This is a genomic window from Lacisediminihabitans sp. FW035 (assembly GCF_054880895.1).
Genome location: NZ_CM142187.1, coordinates 106,074 through 123,060, shown reverse-complemented (window position 1 = coordinate 123,060; position 16,987 = coordinate 106,074). Strand labels below are relative to the sequence as shown.

General features: G+C 66.5%; 10 protein-coding genes. 5 read left to right on the top strand and 5 right to left on the bottom strand.

Annotated elements, in window-relative coordinates; translation table 11 throughout:
• The first annotated feature begins 30 nt into the window (after positions 1-30).
• Both ACVXZ4_RS00590 and ACVXZ4_RS00585 read left to right on the top strand, forming a co-directional pair.
• Positions 31-2,097: an endo-alpha-N-acetylgalactosaminidase family protein gene (locus ACVXZ4_RS00590; RefSeq protein ID WP_461796319.1), complete on the top strand. Its 2,067-nt coding sequence runs from the start codon at positions 31-33 to the stop codon at positions 2,095-2,097.
• Positions 2,090-4,453: an alpha-L-rhamnosidase C-terminal domain-containing protein gene (locus ACVXZ4_RS00585; RefSeq protein ID WP_461796318.1), complete on the top strand. Its 2,364-nt coding sequence runs from the start codon at positions 2,090-2,092 to the stop codon at positions 4,451-4,453. The genes ACVXZ4_RS00590 and ACVXZ4_RS00585 overlap by 8 nt, the downstream gene beginning before the upstream one ends.
• A gap of 206 nt (positions 4,454-4,659) precedes the next feature.
• Here ACVXZ4_RS00585 and ACVXZ4_RS00580 read toward each other — a convergent pair whose 3' ends face one another.
• On the bottom strand, positions 4,660-5,250 hold the full coding sequence (locus ACVXZ4_RS00580) for a dihydrofolate reductase family protein (RefSeq protein ID WP_461796317.1): 591 nt from the start codon (positions 5,248-5,250) through the stop codon (positions 4,660-4,662).
• Between the two features lie 128 nt (positions 5,251-5,378).
• Between ACVXZ4_RS00580 and ACVXZ4_RS00575 the strand changes: the two genes are divergently transcribed.
• Positions 5,379-5,726, top strand: a complete 348-nt coding sequence (locus ACVXZ4_RS00575) for a VOC family protein (protein ID WP_461796316.1) — start codon at positions 5,379-5,381, stop codon at positions 5,724-5,726.
• Positions 5,727-5,953: 227 nt separating this feature from the next.
• Here the strand turns inward: ACVXZ4_RS00575 and ACVXZ4_RS00570 are convergent, their stop codons facing one another.
• Entirely contained in the window at positions 5,954-7,066 is a 1,113-nt protein-coding gene (locus ACVXZ4_RS00570) for a sialidase family protein (protein WP_461796315.1), read from the bottom strand.
• 120 nt (positions 7,067-7,186) lie between these two features.
• Between ACVXZ4_RS00570 and ACVXZ4_RS00565 the strand changes: the two genes are divergently transcribed.
• Positions 7,187-9,184 carry an alpha-L-fucosidase gene (locus ACVXZ4_RS00565; protein ID WP_461796314.1) on the top strand — a complete coding sequence of 666 codons (1,998 nt, stop codon included), beginning with the start codon at positions 7,187-7,189 and terminating at the stop codon, positions 9,182-9,184.
• 80 nt (positions 9,185-9,264) lie between these two features.
• Here the strand turns inward: ACVXZ4_RS00565 and ACVXZ4_RS00560 are convergent, their stop codons facing one another.
• The gene (locus tag ACVXZ4_RS00560; RefSeq protein WP_461796313.1) at positions 9,265-10,716 is read right to left on the bottom strand and encodes an RICIN domain-containing protein; all 1,452 of its coding nucleotides are present in this window, start codon (positions 10,714-10,716) and stop codon (positions 9,265-9,267) included.
• 400 nt (positions 10,717-11,116) lie between these two features.
• Between ACVXZ4_RS00560 and ACVXZ4_RS00555 the strand changes: the two genes are divergently transcribed.
• Positions 11,117-14,686: a glycosyl hydrolase gene (locus ACVXZ4_RS00555; RefSeq protein ID WP_461796312.1), complete on the top strand. Its 3,570-nt coding sequence runs from the start codon at positions 11,117-11,119 to the stop codon at positions 14,684-14,686.
• Here ACVXZ4_RS00555 and ACVXZ4_RS00550 read toward each other — a convergent pair.
• Positions 14,683-15,708, bottom strand: coding sequence for a Gfo/Idh/MocA family protein (locus ACVXZ4_RS00550; protein ID WP_461796311.1), 1,026 nt, complete (start codon positions 15,706-15,708; stop codon positions 14,683-14,685). The two genes, ACVXZ4_RS00555 and ACVXZ4_RS00550, sit on opposite strands and share 4 nt — an antisense overlap.
• Positions 15,705-16,904 (bottom strand): low temperature requirement protein A, encoded by a 1,200-nt coding sequence (locus ACVXZ4_RS00545; protein ID WP_461796310.1) that lies wholly within the window; start codon positions 16,902-16,904, stop codon positions 15,705-15,707. The genes ACVXZ4_RS00550 and ACVXZ4_RS00545 overlap by 4 nt, the downstream gene beginning before the upstream one ends.
• Positions 16,905-16,987: the final 83 nt, after the last annotated feature.

Here is a 16,987-nt window from a genome sequence, read left to right as displayed (position 1 = left end):
TCCCTGATCCGACCGCCTTCGCAAGGAAAGATGGACCCCCTGAACACGCCCCGCATTTCCACCCCGACCCTCGCGGTGCGGTTCGACTCGCGAACCGGCCTCCCCGCGGGGTATGACCTGGCGGGCGTTCCCGCAGCATTCGACGGACCGGTCGGTGGCGGCAACATCCCGGTGCTGGCGACCGGACCCGCCGGGCAGGTCTCTTCGGAGGCTCGCCTGCGGGACATCACTGTAGAGGGTGGGCGGGCGGTCGTCCGCTACGACGGCGGCGGCTGCTCGTTCGCGCTCGAGTATGTCGTGACCGGGAGCTCCGTGCAGGTCACCCTCGTCGACGTGGTCGAGGCCGACGGCCACGAGGTGATCGAGATCGGGCTTCGCGGCATCCTCTCCCTCAGCGACAGCCACGCGGGCGCGTGGCTCGCTCACGGCGACGGAGGCGGCTTCCACTCCCGCCTCTCTGCGGCGACGGAGTGCGAACTCGACCCCGGCGATCGTGGGTCCTTCCCCAATTTCAGCGTGTTGCCGCTCGTGCTCCTCGGACACGACCGGGCGGGAGTCGCCCTGGAGGTGCAGGGCTACCTGAGCAATACGGCACTGCGCGTGAGCCGGGACGAGGCGGGCACGCGGGCGACCATCGGAGCGTCCGTGCTCTACCGGGTACCCGGCGGCGCTGCCACGCCGAGCCTCCCGGTGGAGCAGCCAGAGGTCGCACGTCTCGACTTTGTAGTCACGGCGCCTGTCTCGACCGCTCCGGATGCCGCGGTGACCTGGATTGACGTCGCGAACGTCGTGCAGGCGCGCATGCCACCACGATCCACTGACTATTTCGACGACAAGCTGCTTTACGTCGCGCTCGGTCAGATGGGGCCATCCGACCGCACCGATCCGGCCAACACTTTCGTCGACATCCAGGCGCTGGTGAAGCGTATCTGGCATCTCACCGATGCGGCGCCCCAGGTGGTCTTCGTTGCGGGCTGGTCCGACGGAGGGCACGACACCTCCTATCCGAACGTGAGCGTCGTCAATCCACAGCTCGGCGGGGCGACCGGGTGGCAACAGCTGCAACGCGCTGGTCGCGAGCTGTACAACGCGAACGTCACGCTCGACGACAACTACGACGACCAGTACGACAACGATTACGCGAAGCCCGCATTCGACCCCCGCTATCTCGCTCTCGAGAGTGATGGAACGGTGCAGGCCCAAGAGATCTGGAACGGCGTCGATCTCTCGCTGATCACCGGATTCGCCAAGTACGTGAACGGAGACGGTCCCGGCATCCCCCGCGCCGACGAGACGATCGAACGCTACGGCCTCCGAGACGCGATGCTGATCGATGCGATGTCGTGGTGGTCGATCCGCAACGACTGGGATCCGACCGCTCCCGCCAGCGCGGTCAAGAACCTCCGCGAAGGCAAGTTCGCGCTGCTCCGCCACTTCGAATCGAAGGGCATCCACGTCGGGTCCGAACTGCTGCGCTACCCCTTCATCGGTGAGGTGCCGTTCGTGATGGACGGACCAACGGGCCAGGGCTGGAACGGATTCGAGGGCACGCCGATCCCGTTGATGGCGCTCGTCTACCGCCGGTCGCTGATCTACGGGGCCGGCGGCGGCGGCAATGCCTCCTACCCAGATCCCGATGACGCTCTCTTCCACAACAACCGCGCGGCGAAGTGGCTCGGCCAGGATACCGAAGACCGCGTGATCACCGGCATGTACTACCTTCACTACCTGCCGTGGATGCTGCTCAGTCGGCTGGACATCGTGTCGTTCCGGCGCGAGGGGAGCGCCTGCACCATCGGCCTGTCCGAGGACACGGAGATCGTGATCGACGGTGACTCGCCGCTGCCGATCGTGCGCCACCGCGGTGTCGAAGTGATGCGCGGCCGCAGTGTGAGCATCCCCCTGTCGGGCGACCGGGTGGCGTTCTACTCGGAAACCGCTGCAACGCTCTCCTCCCCGCTGCCGGAGGGAAGCCCGGTACGCGTCGAACGACTCGGGGCGGGATCCTGCTCCGACCACCCCTACCGGATCGAGGGAGGTCGACTCATGGTCGACGTGCAGCCGTTCATTCCCGTGATTGCACGGCTCCATGGCTGAACTGCCTCTGACCACGGTGTCGAGTGGTCGGGTCGAGACTTTCGGACCGGAGTTCGATCGAGCCGCGCTGCCGCCACGGCCCGGACGCGCCGGATGGCTGTGGCTGGCTTCTCACGACGAGACACCGGTCACTGCCCTGTTCCGCGGTGAGGTCATCCTCCCGTCGGAGCCGCTCTCCGGCCGGCTGTGGTTCAGCGCCGACGCCCACGCCCGCATCTTTGTCAACGGCGTGCTGGTGGCGCGAGGACCGGACGACGGCGGTCAGGACTACCTCGGCGAGCAGACCGGCCGATGGATGGTGAACTTCCGTGAGCTGGGCGGCGTCTTCGTGCCCGGCCGCAACGTGATCGCCGCCGAGGTGTTCACCGCCGAGGCGATGGCCGGGCGCTACAACACCACCGGTGCCGGCGGACTCCTGCTCGAGTGTGAACTCGACCTGGCCGACGGGGGCACCCACGTGATCGTCGCCGACGAGACCTGGCGATGCGCGCTCGGCGACGAGTGGTCGTTCGCGCCCTGGGTATCTCCCGACACGGGAATCCCCGAACCGAGGCTGCGCTTCTCGGGCGAGCGCGAGCGGGTGGGCTGGCGCTCCCCCGCGTTCGACGACGCAGACTGGGCGACCTGCGTGGCGGCATCCGGATGCTGGCCGCCGCTCATGCTGAGCGAGCTGCCGCCGCGCACCGAGGCGGTGTATCCGGCGACCGGAGTGCGGATTCTGGATGGCGACCTCGCGATCGACGGCGAGGAGATCCTGTTCGCCGGAAAGGGCCGGTGTGCCGTCGACTTCGATCGAGTGTTCAGCGCCTTCATCGGGCTGCGGGTGACCGGCGTTGCTGGAACGGTGCTCGCCATCCGTCCCAACGAGGCGAAGGAACCCGGTCACAACCGGATGGCCACCATCGTGCTGCGCGACGGGGAGCAGGTACTCGAGCTTCCCTTCTACGACAGTTTCTCCACCATCCACCTCGAGACGATCACCGTCACGGGGCCGCTGGCAGTGATCGAGGTGCGGGCCACCTTCGTCGCCCTTCCGGTGCGATACGACGGGTCGTTCGAATGCAGTGACGCGTCGCTGGACCGGCTCTGGGAGGCTTCCCGCTGGCTCACCCAGATCTGCCAGCAGACCCACCACCTCGACTCTCCACACCACCAGGAGCCGATCAGCGACCCCGGCGATTACCTCATCATCGCCCTCGACAACTACTACGCGTTCGGCCAGCCCCACCTCGCCCGCCAGGACCTGCGCAAGTACGCTTTGCTGCTGCGGGCGACGGGCTTCGCCCCCTTCCATACGAGCTACGCGCTGCTCTGGCTCCAGATGCTGCGGGACTACGAGAGGTATACCGGCGATGCCTCCCTCACCGTGGAGCTCGCGCCAGAGGTGCACGGCCTGCTCGCCCGGTTCGCGACCTATCGTGGGCGTACCGGCATCCTCTCCGAGGCACCCGACTACATGTTCCTGGACTGGGTCGATATCGGCGGCTTCCCGGCCCACCATCCGCCCTCCGTCATCGGTCAGGGCTACCTGACCGCTCTCTACTACCGCGCGCTCGCGGACGGCATCGAAGTTGCCGAGCGCTGCGGGGAGGCCGCACTGGTCGATCGCTACACGGAGGAGCGCCGATGCATCCACGCCGCCTTCTCCCGTGAGCTGTGGAATGACAGCACCGGACTCTTTCGCGACGGCGTACCGTTCGTCACCGCGGTCGAGCCTCACGAGTGGCTGCCGGCCGACCGCGACATCGAGACCTTCAGCACCCAGGTCAACGCGCTCGCGGTGCTCTACGACCTCGCCCCTGCCGATCGGCGGGAGTCGATCATGCGGCGACTCGCAGCCGGGAATCTCAATGTCCAGCCCTACTTCATGCACTTCGTCTTCGCGGCCTTCGATCACGCCGGAGTGTTCGACGAGCTCGCGCTGACGCAGCTCCGACGCTGGACCATCGATGCCGACACCGGCACCTTCCGAGAGATGTGGGATGCCGGTGACTACAGCCATGCCTGGCAGTGCACCCCGCTGTTCCAACTGTCGGCGCGGGTGCTCGGCGTCACGCCGCTCACCGATGGATTCACGTCAGTGCGTATCCGCCCCTCGCCGATCGGGCTCGACTGGGCGCGCGGCACGGTCCCGACTCCACGCGGAGACATCGACGTTCACTGGGCACGAGCGACCGGCGAGTTCCGGCTGTCCTGCACGCTGCCGATCGGCACCACCGCCGAGATCGAACTGCCCCCGGTGGATGGCGCGGACCTCACCGTCGACGGAGCGACCGTGGTCACAGGTGGGTCGAACACAGTCCTGTCGGTGGCCGGTGGCTCGCACCAGGTCGTTCTGCGGTGGGGGTCTGCCTGAGGCAACAGTGACAGCCGATGCGGTGGCCCGACACGCCTCGATGTCGTCAGCGGCCACAATGTGCGAGGCCAGTTCCTCGGTGCCCGAAATGTACACGCTCGCTCCGTGGGCAGCTCGTGTGTCTGGGGCCCGCGTCACCGCAGGAATGAATTGAGCGCCTCTACACGATGGGAGAAACCTAACCGTTGGCTCGAAAACAGGCTCCGCTACATGTCCTGCAGTTCGACCGCGCCCGCGCGCTCGTACACCAGTGACACGGCACCCTTCGGGAAGGTGCGCGCCGGCTGCGCCAGCCGGAACGTGGCGGGGATCATCCCCGCGAATAGCCGCTTACCCTGCCCGAGGGTGAGCGGGTAGAGGTAGAGGTGCAGCCGGTCGAGCACGTCCGCCGCGATCAGCGAACGGATGAGCTCGCCGCTGCCGAACGTGTGCACCTCGTCGTACTGCTCCCGCAATCGACCGGCGGCCGCGGCATCCGGCAACACGGTCGTGCCCTCCCAGGTCGGATCGGTCAGGGTGTTCGAGACGATGAACTTGGGCACCCGGTTGAGAATGTCGCCGATCGGGCCTGACTGGAGCGGCCAGTAGGCCGCGAAGATGTCATAGGTCCTGCGGCCGAGGAGCAGGGCGTCGATCCGCTCGATCTCGGCGCCGATGACCTCGCCAGCCTCATCGTCGGAGACCGGCGCCTGCCACCCTCCGAACTCGAAGGCATCCGAGGGGTCCTCTTCCCGACCGCCCGGTGCCTGGTAGACCCCGTCGAGGGTGAGGAACATGTTCGCGACAATGCTGCCCACGGGAGGCATCCTTCCGTCGAGGCCGACACCCGGAGCGCCGGCGCGCTGCCTCCATCTTCTGGCGCTGGCGGGGGGCTGTCCATCCCGGCGCTATTGTCTAGGCGCGCGCTTCGGTGAACAATCGCAGCATGAACAACCGTGTGGACTACTTCGAAATCGGCTCATCCAACCCAGCGGCGAGCAAGGCCTTCTACTCCGGGATGTTCGGATGGCCGATCGGTGACCCATCCGAGGCGCAATACAGCATGGTGGATGGGGGTGCCGGCGGCCTCTGGGACACCGCGGCGTTGGGAGGAGCATCCTGGGCGATCTTCTATGTGCACGTCGACGACGTCGCTGCTGCGATCGGCCAGGCCAAGGAGCTGGGTGCAACCGTGGCTCTTCCGCTGGTGAACAACGGCGCGATTACGTTCGCGCACCTCATCGACCCCACCGGCAATCGTTTCGGCGTGTGGCGCCCGAACGATTCCGTGTAGCTCGGCGCGCGCGTGGCTAGGTGGGGTGAGTGGGCAAAAGTGCACCCAAACAGCCGGTCTTAGCGCCACTATTGCCCAGTCGAGCGCTGCCGGGACGACGGCGCGGGTGTCGCGCCCAGCCCCGGATGCTCGCCCCTACCGCGCCGAACCGAAAGACCGTTGAGCGTACTCACCCACCCCGCACGGCGATTCGCCGGCGGCGGAGCGACGTGACGATCTCCCACCGCTCAGTAGCGGGCGACCGTGACCACCACGTCATTGCTGCCGCGGGAGTTACGCAGGGTGGTCGCATGCACGAGGTCGCCATCGCGGTTCCAGGCCAGCGACTGGCTGTAGCCGGAATCGTCGCCTCCCATCACACGGTCAGCCGCGGTCGGAAGATCGATCTCGTGCCAGACACCGCGACCCCCGTCGCCGTTCAGCAGGGCGATGTTCACCAGCTCGCCAGACGGATGGATCGCGGTGCGACCGGTCGCGATCACCGAGATCGCACCCGATGGCTCGGACCGCCAGTACACGTTGGGTGTCGCCGTGAGCGCCACACCGCGCTCGCTCACCAGCCGCGCCCCCAGGTCGTCAGTCGGCCCCCAGTCGATCCCGTCCGCAGAGGTGACCCAGCGCACGGGCACCCCCGGCTCGCCGACGACCTCCATCACGGCGCCGTAACCGCCGTTCGGCATCCGCCCTGTCGAGACGAACATGCCCGGGCGTGAGACCGAGTCCGGCACGCCCTTCACCAGGGTCGGCTCGCTCCACTCCTGCAGATCAGTGGTCGTACGCAGCGAGATCGACTGGTGCATACCCTCGGGCTTGCGCCGTTCGTCGGCGAAGTAGCAGAGCAGGGTTCCCTCGACCAGCAGCAGGTCGGGCTCCCAGACCGAGGTGGTCGTCGCCTCCGCTGACGAGTCGCAGACGGCAGGCCCGCCCGCATCGATCGTCGACCGGTAGACCCAGCTCACTCCGCCATCCGTGCTCGAGTAGAGCACCAGGTGCGTCGACGACATGTCCCGCGGGATCGCGTTACCGGCCAGCAGGATAGCGCCGGCGGGGAGGCCCGCGAAGGGCTCCGGAAGTTCGTAGAGCACCGGCTGGTGACGATGGCCGAGCAGGAGCGCGTCGTCCCTGACCTGGGCGATGAGCTGCCAGGTGGAGCCGCCGTCGGAGCTGCGATAGATGGGGAATGCGGGGCGCCCGTCCTCCAGGTCGCGATAGACCTCGGCGGTGAGCAGGAGGTCTCCCGCATTCGGGCCGGAGGGATCAGTCGCCAGCAGCCGCGTGTAGAGCGGGCCGATTTCATCGACCCGGCCGGCGAGCACGGTCGTCTGGTGAAAGATTTGCACGCGGTCAGGGTACCACAGTCGCGAAGAATCATCTGATGAGTAAGGCATATTCAGCGGCTATCGTGAACTTTGGCTAAGCTTGTTGCGTTATTAGTCATACCAATTGAGGGAGAATCGCCCGTGTCTACCGATCTCAGCACCTTCCCGCGGCGGATGGTCCACCTCGACTTCCACACCGGCCCTGACATCCCCGACCTCGGTCACGACTTCGACGCGGCCGAGTTCGCCCAGACCTTCGCGGAAGCCGCCGTCGACAGCGTCACGGTGTTCGCGAAGGATCATCACGGACACCTCTTCTACGACACCGACCGCCCGGAGCGCCATCCGGGACTTCCCCGCGATCTCGACCTGCTCGGTCAGCAGATCGAGGCGCTGCACGCGGTGGGCATCCGCGCTCCGATCTACCTCAGCGTGCAGTGCGACGAATGGGCGGCCAATACCCACCCCGAGTGGATCGCCCTGGATGAAGACCTCCGCCAGGTGAAGAAGTTCGGCGAACTCGGCGCCTTCGATGCGGGCTGGCAGATTCTGGACATGTCGAGCCCGTACCAGGACTTCCTGGCCGAGCAGGTGACCGAGGTACTCGAGAGGTATTCGCCCGTCGACGGGATCTTCCTCGACATGTGCTGGGACCAGCCGAGCACGAGCATCTGGGCGAAGGCCGGGATGGTGCGCGCGGGTCTCGATCCGTCGAACGCCGAACACCGCCTCGAGTACGCCCGGCAGGTCTCGCGGCAGTACATGCGGCGCTTCAAGAGCCTGGTCGAGCCATCCCTGCGACCGGGCAATGCGGTCGGAACCTGGTTCAACTCGCGCCCCAAGACTCGCCTCTACGACGAGCGCGACCTCGTGCGCCACGTCGAGATCGAGTCGCTGCCGAGCGGCGGATGGGGCTACGCCTACTTTCCGTATGTCGCTCGATTCGTGCGACCACTCGGGCTGCCGACTCTCAGCCACACCGGCAGGTTCCACAAGAGCTGGGGCGACAACGGCGCCCTGAAGACGCCCGCGGCGCTCCTCTACGAGTGCACCCAGATGCTGAGCCAGGGCATCACCTGCGGAGTCGGCGACCTGCTGCCGCCGAGCGGGCGGCCGAGCCCCGCGGTCTACGACCTGATCGGATCCGTCTATCGCCATATCGAGGCCTGCGAGCCCTTTGTGGAGAAAGGCGTCCTGCAGTCCGAGGTGGCGCTGATCATGGACCCCGGCCTCGGCGACGCTCCCGGCCCGGCCGGTGTCGGAGCAGTCCGGGCCCTGCAGCAGCTGAGAGCGCAATTCGATGTGATCGGGCCGGACACCCCACTCGACGGCTACCGCGTGGTGATCGTGCCGGAGGGCACGGTCATCGGTGAGCCGCTCGCGGAGTCGCTCTCTCGCCATGTCGCGTTGGGCCGCGGTCTTGTCGTCTCAGGAGATGCCGCGACTACCGACGACGGAGAACCGGCTCTCACCGAGCTCGGCATCATCGCGCACGGGGCATCCCCGTTCAGCCACGTCTTCCTTCACTCGGACAACGCCACCGACGCCCGTCCCGGGTACGACACGGTGATGTACGAGCGTACGGACCGGATGACCGCGGTCGCCCCGGCCCGGGCCATGGTGCGTGTCGTCGAGCCCTACTTCGAACGCACCTACGACCGTTTCAGCGGCCACGAGTACACCGTCGCCTCTCCTGAGGTGAGCGAGTACGCGTTTGCGGTGCGGAACGGCAGTGCGATCACCTTCGCCGCGCCGATCTTCCGCGCCTTCGCAATCCACGGCAATGCCGCGTATCGCGAGCTGATCCGGATGGCCCTCGACGAGCTCCTCCCGGATCCCCTTGTGCGCGACAACGGTCCGTCCCATCTCGAAGCGACCGTGGTGCGGGTCGACTCGGGCACCGTCGTGCATCTCGTGAGCTTCATCCCGAGCCGACTGGCCGACGGGCTCGACATCATCGACGATCCGGTTCCCGTCGTGGGGCTCGAGCTCGAGATCCGTTGCCCCTCGGCGCCGACCCGGGTCACCCTGCAGCCGGACGGCCCCGACCTTCCCTTCGACTACACCGACGGCTACGTGCGCACGACAGTGTCATTCACCCGGGGTCACGCGATGGTCGTCGTGGACCACGCGAGCTGAGCCCGGGCACAGCACAAGCAGCCCCGGGGCGAGCCGACCCGAAGGGGTGCGGGCCACCCGGGGGCTGCCTGTTGGCGCACTCAGTTCTGCGGCACCATCGTCCATTGCTGGTTGACATCCGGAGCGACGCGCCTCATCTGCATGAGTGCACCATCGAAGTTGAGCCCACCGGTGTCGACGGCGAGCGAGTTCGCGCGATTCACGAGCCGCAGATAGCCGTCGGCATACTGCCGCTTCCACTGCTGGTTGAAGCTCGGCCCGCCCGTGAACTGCCCCACGTTCTGCCCACTCTTCGTGCGGCCGAGACTGTCGAGATACTCATCCCCGCCGGCGACGCTCCGCAGCTTCAGGGTGCCGTCGGGCCCGTTCTGCACATTCCAGACCAGGTTGTTCGACGAGACATTCGTCCACTGGGCCACATCGGTGCCGGGAGTCGCAGATCCGGTATTGTCCAGTGCTTTGCCGGTTGCGCGGCTGACGAATTTGGCGAGGCCCCCGCCGGCATCCACATCCGCGTAGACGACCTTCTGCCCACTTCCGGTGGTGAGGAAGAGCCGTCCATTGTCCAGGGCTGTCACGCTTCGGCTGTAGCCCGACACCAAGGGGGTCGGGACTGTCGACCACGCGCCGGTTCCGTTGGCGGAGTTCGTGAAGACCTCACTGTGTTCGAGGATCGATACCACCACCTTGCCGTTGGGCATGGTGGTCACATAGGGCGCACCGCCACTGGCGATGTAGGTGCCCTGGTCGGTCGGATTCCACACCTCGGGGTTCGATGAGATCTGGTAGTGCACCGGGTCACCGGCAAGCGGCATGACCTCGTAAGTCATGATCCATCGACCGTCGGCCATTTGCGCGAGCGTGGCCATGCCGGGTCGGAGCCCGGTATTCGTGAGCGCGACATCTGTCACGACGCTGCTCCAATTGCGGCCATTGGTGGATGTCTGGTGCACGAGTTTCTGGTTGTGAGCCGGGTCTCGCTCGTCGGAATAGTAGGCGATGAGCTTGTTATTCGCCACGAGTAGGAATGGCTCCCACACGGGATCGTTGTGACTGTCGGGATTGGCTGCACCACCGGTCGCGATGCTGCTCACGAAGGTCCAGGTGCGACCGATGTCATTGCTCTTGTAGAGGTCGATCTTGGTGGCCGAGAGATCGGTGGGGATCGAGTTGCCGGCGACGAGCAGCGTGCCTGTCGGCATGCCGCCGATCGGCTGCGACAGTTCGATCATGTGGGGTTGATATCGCAGGCCCCACCCGTTCTTCGTGTCACTCACAGTGCCGACCCGGGTCCAGTTTTCCCCCGAGTTCGTGCTCTCGAGCACGGGGAACACGGGATTGGAGGGTATGGCGTCATCCATGATCGCCAGCATCTTCCCGTTGTTCACACCGTTGTAGTGCAACTGGATGGCTCGGGAATAGCCGGGGTTCTGTGCGGCTCCCTCATACATCGTGGACGGGCCGTAGGCCGATGCCGCGAGCGGCACGGCGAACGCGGTCAATAACAACGCACCGGCAGTTGCAATCGACATCCCTCGGCGTATCCGCACGCCATTCGGTCGGAGTTTGACGCTCTGTCTAGTCACGGAGAAAACCACCTTTGCTTTTCAGATCATTCACGATGAGCGTGAATTGATCTGATGATAGAGCGTTCGGCGGAACTTGGCCAGCACTCAGGTTTGTCCGGATCCGCGAGCTGCAATGCGAGAGAACGGCCTATTTCGCCCGAATATTCGTCGAATGACGTGCGATTCGACCGCTTCGGGTGAGGATGCAACCGTGATGGTCGGCGCAGCGCAGATCACGAAAGGTTAAATGAATATTCAAATTGCGGGGCCTTTGTCGATACGATTTATGTAGGACCGAATCGGGTGGGCACCGCTCGCGGATGTTCGGTCCCTCCAGACTCCTTCTCCAGATCGGTTGCTCGACGTGGACAACACCCCGACTCGAATTCTCGACATCGACGCGCTCGGCGACTCGTTTCGTGCGCCTCCCGCGCACGCGCAGGCGACCCCGTTGTACTGGTGGAGCGGGGCGGATCTGTCGCGCGACAAACTTGCCCACCACCTCGACCTGCTGCAGGAGGCGGGGATCGGAGGCACGATCGTCGGCTATTCCCACCACTCCGACACCAGCCTCGATCATGGTGATCCGACACCATTTTCCGACGAATGGTGGTCGCTGTTGGAATGGTTCACTTCCGAGAGCGCCGCACGGTCGCTCACTGTCGGGATGATGGACTACGGAATCATCAGCACCGTGCTGCGCACTGTCGCTCCGGCCACCGCCGGGCTACATGCCGGCAGCCTCTCGCACCGGATGGTGCAGGTATCCGGCGGCACCATCGCCCGCGTTCCGCTCGAGGGTGCTGCTGTGGTCGCTGCCGCCGCCTGGCCCGCCGGGTCGACTCCCATCGATGGTCCAGAGCCGATCGCGGTCGAGATCGGCTCCGATGAGCTGCGCTGGAGCGTTCTTCCAGGGGAGTGGACCCTCTCCGTCGTGCTGAGGCGGCCGGGTCGCATCGGCCCGCGCGACACCGATTTCGATCCGATGCATCCGAATTCCGGAGCGGCGGTGATCGCCGAACTCTACGAGCCGTTCGCCGCGCACATCGGCCCCCATTTCGGTACCGTGTTCACCACCTTCTTCCAGGATGAACTGGACCTCGGCCTGATGATGCCGATGTGGAACGACGATGTCGCACGACGGCTTCGCGACGCCGGTTTCGAGCCGACCCGATGGGTGCACGCCCTCTGGCTCGACCTCGGCGACCGTACCCTCGAGTTCCGGGCGACATATCGAGACGCCGTCGTCGGGCTCCTCGAACGCCACTACTTCAAGCCGATCTACCGCTGGCACGACAGCCGCGGCAGCCGGCTGGTCATGGACCAGATGAGCCGGGGGGATCTGCGCACCGGTCGCACGCACTACGGCGATTTCCTGGAAGTGATGAAGTGGTATCACGGGCCAGGAAACGACGATCCGGACCTGAACTCGCCGAGCAACGTGACCGCCTTCCGGGTGAGCGCGTCGATCGCTCACCTGCACGATCGCCCCCTGGTGATCAACGAGGCCTTTCACAGCAGCGGCTGGGGGGTGACGCCGGCGACGATGGTGCGGGCCGCGAACCTGGGGTTCGTCTCCGGCGCGAATCACCTCATTCTGCACGGCCTCTACTACACGACCGAAGGCGGATGGTGGGAGTGGGCCTCCCCCGACTTCCACTTCCGCCAGCCGTGGTGGCAGCACTCGCGCGACCTGTGGCGGTACTTCGCCCGCGTGAGTGAAATGTTGCGAGCCGGCCGGAACGTCGCCGATGTGGCGATAGTCGACCCGACCCAGGACATCGACCTCTCGCTGTCAGCCACGGGATCGCCAGAACTCGCGCGGGCACTCCTTGGCGGCCTCGGCGAGAACGGGGTGAACGCGGACGTGGTGCCGATGAACCTCTTCGCGGATTCAGTCGTCATCGCCAGCGAGACTCTCGACAGCGAGACTCTCTACAGCGAGATCGAGCTGGCGCACAGTCGCTATCGCGTCGTCGTGATCCCCGCCATCCAGAACCTCCGCGACAACGTTCTCACCGCATTGGCCCGCTTCGCCGCCCAGGGCGGAAAGGTCGTCGTCGTCGGCCCTCCCCCCGTAGGCACGGAGATGAAGAAGCTGCTCGCCGCCGACACCGAGGCCTGGGACGTACTGCCCGCCGACATCGCGCCGGCCGAGCTCGCGGCGCACCTGGCGTCGCTCATCGACCCGGACATCCGATTCGGCGTGCCGGGCGTCGCCGCGGCGCACCGATCGGTCGACGGGGGCGATCTGTATTTCCTGGTGAACATGACAGAGGCCGACATCCACACCTCCTGCTCCCTTCGTTCCACGGGCCGGATCGAGCTCTGGGATGCCTGGACGGGCGACCAGTCGACCATCGCGTCGACGCACCCGGGTCGCTCGGAGTTCAACGTCTCGCTTCGACCGGGCGAATCGGCTACCTATCTGATCCGCTCGGCTGCGGGTGCGCCCGCTCTCGAGCCCGAGAACGACGGGGCGATCGTCGATGCCGAAGTGCGGGCCATCCCGCTCAGCGGACCCTGGACGGCGAGGGTACGGTCCACACTCGACAACCGCTTCGGGGATTTCGAGGTCGGCAACGCGCCTGTCGGAGTCGAGACCTGGCGCGTGCAGACCGGCACGAGCTCAACCGGACCGTGGACTCCGCACATCGTGCGGGACGGGGTTCGCTTCTTCGCCCTCGGGCCGGTCGCCGGTGAGGATGCCGCGGAGGTCGGCGCCCGTCTCGCGACGCTGCGTGCACTGGATGCCACCGAGCCCGTCGAGGTCGCCGGCGGCTCGCTGGCCTGGCGCCCCTACCGCTTCTCACTGGAGACGGGCATCGATCATGATCCGGCCTCCCTCGACAACCGCACCGGACCCCACGGCCTCAAGTTCGTCCCAGACGAGTTCCTCGATCCCGCGATGCTCGATCCTCGGCCTCCGGTCGGCAGCGTGTATTTCTTCTGGTCGACCGTCGACTCCGTCGGGGCACCGGAGCTTCTCACCGTGACCAGTCGGTCGGCGACGAGGGTGTGGGTGGACGGCCGACCGACCGGCATCGGCACGCCCGAGACGCCGGTGCGTCGCCTCGAACCCTGGGACCTTCTCGATGCGACGGCCGTTCGGTCGCAGGGGATGGTCGCCACCGGTGCGACCCGATCGAGCGTTCTGGTCGCTCTCACCGTCACTGCCGAGCAGCCGACCCGAGCAGCCGTGGTGATCGGCGGGTCGGGCTTCGACAGCAGCTCGAAGGCGCGCCTCCGCTGGTGGAGTGGAGCGGAACCCGCGAGGGACTACAGCCCAGAACTTCGCCCCGGGTCGGCCGGCGATCCCGGCTCTGCGTGGCTGAAGGTCACGGTGCCTCCCGGTGCCCTCGCCGCGACCATCGACTCCGGCGGCGTTGTGTCGGCGCGGGTCGGCGGCGAACCGATGGTGCTCCGGTCATCCGAGTCGGCAGCATCCATCACGGTCGAACTTCCACGACCGACCCATTCCCGGTCGCGCGAGCTCGTGGTCGAGCTGCGGGCGTCAGGGCCGTGGCCCGATGCATCCGCCCTGCGTGGCCCGATCGTGTGGGAGTGCGAGGACGGTCCGCTCGATCTCGCAGACTGGCGGGACCTCGGCCTCGCCGACTTCTCGGGCACGGTCACCTATTCGACATCCTTCGCCCTGGATGCCCCGCTGCCGGTCCGCGCCCGTCTGGTGCTCAACGGCCTGGTCGGCACTGCAACGGTTGCGGTGAACGGCTCGCCTCTGCCCACAGCGATGCTCATCTCGAACGACGTCACGGTGGACGCCTACCTGCGGCCGGGGCGAAACGACCTGCGGATCGAGGTCGCCAATACCCTCGCGAACTTCTACGCTCGCGTGCCGTCGCCGTATTCGGCGATGCACGAGCCGGGTGGAGGATTCGTCTCGGCGGAGATCCTGCTCGTGAACGACCGCTAGACGGTTAACCCCAGCTGCCGCCGCGCCTCGTCGATCGTCTCGAGCACTGCGATCGAGACATCGAGCGGATGCAGCGGAGACTCGGTCAGCCCGTCGGCGACATGCTGCGCCACCGCGGTGGCCTGCCAGACCAGTCCCTCGCGCCAGCGCAGAGTCGTGGGGTCGTCCCACCGCAGCGGTTCGTCGGTGCCGTCCCGATACAGTGTGAATCCCCCCGGGGCGACGAAGGGCGCGTCGACGTCGATGCTCGCGAGGGAGCCACTCACCGTGGCCCGCACCGGCGTGGAGACGATCATGCTCGTGCTCAACTGGGCCTCTGCGCCGCTTTCGGTGCTGAACAGGAGGGCGGCCTGGCCATCGACTCCGGTTGACGTGATCGAGCCGCTGGCAACCACCCGGCTGGGGCGGCCGAGCACGAAGTGCGCGAACCAGATGGGATACACGCCAAGGTCGAGCAGCGCGCCGCCACCGAGGGCCGGATCGAACGCGCGACTCGCGGGGTCGAAATCGAAGATCGATCCGTAGTCCGCGGCGACCAGTCCGATCTCGCCGAGCATCCCGTCGGCGATCAGGGCCGCGATCACCGTGGTCTGTGGCAGGAAGCGCGCCCACATCGCCTCCATGGCGAACACTCCGGCGGCGCGCGCAGCATCCGCGATCTCGCGCGCCTCGACGGCGGTGAGGGCGATCGGCTTCTCGACGAGCACGTGCTTGCCGGCGGCGATCGCCAGGAGCGCGAGCGCGCGATGCTCGCTGTGTGGAGCCGCCACATAGACGATGTCGATGCCGGGATCGGCCACAAGCTGCTCGTAACTGTCGTAGACCCGATCGATGCCGAACCGGGCGCCGAACGCCGCTGCCCGTTCGAAAGAGCGTGACGCCACCGCGTGCATCCGCTGGTCGGAGTTGGCGTGCAGGGTCTCGACGAAATCGGCGGCGATGCGACCGGGAGCGAGCACTCCCCAGCGAAGGTTCGGCCCCCCTCTCAGGGGAGTCGCACTCGATGCGGGAAAGAAATTCATCGCGGGGCCCCCCTGGCCGATCGGCGTACGTTGTCGACGATACTCGTCGCGGTGAGCACGGATGTCACGAGCGCGACCAGCACCACGGTGACCGCCACCCCGTAGGCTGCCGCTCCGAGTGGAATGATCAGCACGATCACCGCGGCGACTGCGAGACCGAGGGGACGAGTCGCCACCGCATCCTCGATCGCGGAATGGAGCAGGTAGAGCAGCACGAAGAACAGAGCAACGGGTATAGCGAGGGCATACCCGATGACCACCGGCGGGACCACCGCGTGTTCGCCGGCTTCCACGGCGACCTCGAGAGCGGCTCCTATCGCCGCTATCGCCGCGAACAGCAGGTAATGACCGTAACCCCAGATGAAGGACCGTGGCCGGTGGGCGGCGAGTCCCTCACCGGCAGGTTCGAGGAAGTGGAGCCACCAGAGGGCGAAGAGCAGCACGAGCCCGCCTCCCGCCACGAAGACGAGCCCCACGCTCAGTCCCGACAGGTCGAGCGCCTTCTGCACCGCGATGGTGACCGCCGAGACCGATTCCCCGAGCAGGATGATGGTGAACAGCCCGTAGCGCTCGGCGATGTGGTGCGGATGCCACGAGCTGAGGCCCGAGCGCTCGGCCCACAGTGGCACGCACATTTCGGCGAGCGCAAGCACCACGAAGGTCACCGTGCCGAGCTCCGGGGGAAGCAGCAGTCGGGCGATCCAGCCGAACTGCACAACGGTGATCCCGCCGGCGTAGCGGAAGGCCGTTCGCCGCCCGTCCGGATTCTCGATACCCGCCCGCACCCACTGGCCGACAAGTCCGACCCGCATGATGAAGTAGCCGAGTGTGATGCCGAAATACTGCTGCTTGTCGAAGGCACTCGGCACCCCGGCGGCAAGCACGAGAACCCCCGCCATCTGCAGCATCGTCGTGAGCCGGTACGGCAGGTCGTCGGTGTCGTACGCCGAGGCGAACCAGGTGAAGTTGAGCCAGGCCCACCAGATGGCGAAGAACACCATGAGATACGGGCCGATGCCTGCGGTAAGCGCCGTACCTTCGCCGATCGTGCGGGCCAGCTGCACGGCGATCTGCGCCACCGCTACCACGAAGGTCAGGTCGAAGAGCAGTTCCAGCGAGCTCGAGACCCGATTCTCTTCCTCGATGTCGCGCCCGGACATGCGGGTACGGAATCGGATGCGTGGAGCCGAGGTCATGGCCACAGCTTAGGAGCAGGGCACCGAGGGGTCGCGCGCGAACTTAACACTTTTCGTGGCAGCCAGCTCAGATTCGTGGAATG

Coding starts and splice junctions, on each gene's coding strand:
- ACVXZ4_RS00560 (WP_461796313.1), bottom strand. CDS start 10,716: ATGTCGATTGCAACTGCCGGTGCGTTGTTATTGACCGCGTTCGCCGTG.
- ACVXZ4_RS00585 (WP_461796318.1), top strand. CDS start 2,090: ATGGCTGAACTGCCTCTGACCACGGTGTCGAGTGGTCGGGTCGAGACT.
- ACVXZ4_RS00590 (WP_461796319.1), top strand. CDS start 31: ATGGACCCCCTGAACACGCCCCGCATTTCCACCCCGACCCTCGCGGTG.
- ACVXZ4_RS00550 (WP_461796311.1), bottom strand. CDS start 15,708: ATGAATTTCTTTCCCGCATCGAGTGCGACTCCCCTGAGAGGGGGGCCG.
- ACVXZ4_RS00545 (WP_461796310.1), bottom strand. CDS start 16,904: ATGACCTCGGCTCCACGCATCCGATTCCGTACCCGCATGTCCGGGCGC.
- ACVXZ4_RS00575 (WP_461796316.1), top strand. CDS start 5,379: ATGAACAACCGTGTGGACTACTTCGAAATCGGCTCATCCAACCCAGCG.